Origin of the sequence: Protofrankia symbiont of Coriaria myrtifolia (assembly GCF_900634755.1) — a bacterium.
Classification (GTDB): Bacteria; Actinomycetota; Actinomycetes; order Frankiales; family Frankiaceae; genus Protofrankia; species Protofrankia coriariae.
In genome coordinates this window covers 1-2,088 of sequence record NZ_CAAAFS010000080.1, presented here as the reverse complement: position 1 = coordinate 2,088, position 2,088 = coordinate 1, and the positions used below count along the sequence as shown (strand labels likewise).

Sequence of the window (2,088 nt, the reverse complement as noted above, 5' to 3'; positions counted from 1 at the left end):
CCCGGGGGCCTGGCGGGGCGGCGCCGATCAAGCCGGCGGAACGCCGATCAGGCCCGCAGAACGTCGCCCGACTGCGCGAAGGCCGCGGCCAGCGCCTCCCGCCAGGGGCGCAGCGGCCGCAGCCCGGCGTCCGTCCACGACCGGGGCGAGAGCACCGAGTAGGACGGGCGCGGCGCGGGACGCGGGAACGCGTCCGTCGTCGTCGGCCTGACCTTCTCCGGGTCCATCCCGAGCTCGGCGACGATCGCGCGGGCGAAGCCGAACCAGGTCGTGTCGCCACCGCCCGTGCAGTGATAGATCCCACTGGCGGCACGGCCGGCACCGGCGGCGGACACCAGGTCGATCAGCCCGACGGCAAGATCCACCGACCAGGTCGGGGAGCCGCGCTGGTCGTCGACCACAGCGAGGGTGTCGCGCTCGCGGGCGAGCCGCGCGATCGTCCGGACGAAGTTGCGCCCGGACGCGCCGTACACCCACGCCGTGCGCACCACACAGGACGACGGGCACAGCGCGAGCACGGCCTGCTCGCCGGCAAGCTTGGTTCGCCCGTAGGCGGAGCGCGGCGCGGTCGGGTGGTCGGTCTCGTACGGCTTGTCCGCGGCCCCGTCGAAGACGTAGTCGGTGGAGATGTGCACCAGGGTCGCGCCGACCTCCGCACAGGCGGCGGCCAGGTGCGCCGGCGCGGCGGCGTTGACGGCATAGGCCCCGGCCTCGTCGGACTCGGCGCCGTCCACGTCGGTCCAGGCGGCGGTGTTCACGACCACGAGGCCGCCCTGGATCTTCGCCGGCCGGGCCTGGTCGCGGACGACGGCCCGCACCCGTGCCGGGTCGGTGACGTCCAGCTCGACCCGGGTGAGCCCGGCCCAGGCGTGGACCCGTTCGTCCGCCTCCAGCAGCCGACACAGGTCCACCCCGAGCTGGCCGCCGGCTCCCGTCACCATCACGCGCACCCGGCAAGTGTCGCAGACCCAATTACCCGACCGGACGCGCACCCACCGCCCATGAAGTCACATGCAGTATCCACGTAATTGCCAACGGCAATTGGCAGCTAAACTCAGAAGCGGCCCGTTGACTATGGGCTCAGCCGGCCAACGGCGGCCGGTTGCCGTCGTCCTGGAGAGATGGCGATCGTCGACTACTCGGAGATCAGACTGGTCTGGCCGACGGCCGGGATCCCGCGGCAGGCAGCCTCGACAGTCGATGCCCGCCGCGGACAGCCCGGCGCCGGCGCCCCTGCCGCCGGCACGCCCCGGCCACGCGCCCGCCGGCCCCGGCCGCCGCGGGCGGTCGTGCTGCTGACCGTGCTCCACATCGCCCTGCTGCTGACCTACTCGTTCGCCTTCACCACCTGGACGGGCTACGACGAGGCCCAGCACGTCGACATGGTCTACGGCCTGCAGCACGGCGCTGGCTGGCCAGCGCCCGGTGAGCGGATCATCGCCTCGGGGGTCGCCGCGACCTCGGACGACTTCGACCGTGGCCGCTTCGCCGAGATGTTCCAGTCGGGCGGCCGCGACAACGGCGCGCCCCCGTTCGCCGAGATCGATCCGACCCCTCGTGACCAGCGCCTGTCCTTCGACAGGCTCGGTGGGCCCGCCCCGGTCACCGACGGGCGGCTGTCCAACCAGATGGTCCAGCACCCACCGCTGATCTACGCGATCGGGGCCGCCCTGCTGTCCGTCCTGCCCGGTTCCTCGAACTGGGCGTACGACCAGCAGGTCTGGGCGCTGCGCCTGCTGAACATCATCGTCGCGGCCCCGCTGCCGTGGCTCACCTGGGAGGCCTCCCGGCGGTTCGGGCTCAGCGCGCCGCTGGCCCAGGCGGCCGCTGCGGTACCGCTGGCCGTGCCCGGGCTCACCCGGGTCGGCGCCACGTTCAACAACGACGGCCTGCTGATGCTGTCGGTCAGCGGGATGACGGTGCTGCTTGCCGGCGTGCTCACCGGCGACATGCGAAGACGGACGGCGGTGGGCGTCGGCCTGCTGCTCGGGCTCGCCTTCCTCGCCAAGGCGCTCGCTCTGCCCCTGGTGGCCGTGGTCGCCGCCGCCTATCTCGCCGGCTGGGCCCGCCCCCGCCGCTCCCACCGGC

General features: G+C 73.6%; 2 protein-coding genes. One reads left to right on the top strand and one right to left on the bottom strand.

Translation table 11 applies throughout. From position 1 onward, the window contains the following. Window positions 1-47 precede the first annotated feature (47 nt). Window positions 48-941: a dTDP-4-dehydrorhamnose reductase gene (rfbD, locus tag CM1CMNOD_RS04735; RefSeq protein ID WP_013872522.1), complete on the bottom strand. Its 894-nt coding sequence runs from the start codon at window positions 939-941 to the stop codon at window positions 48-50. A gap of 180 nt (window positions 942-1,121) precedes the next feature. On the opposite strand from rfbD, the gene CM1CMNOD_RS04730 reads away from it, so the two are divergent. After that, window positions 1,122-2,088 (top strand): glycosyltransferase family 39 protein (locus CM1CMNOD_RS04730; protein WP_207387463.1); only part of this gene is annotated, 967 nt, incomplete at its 3' end.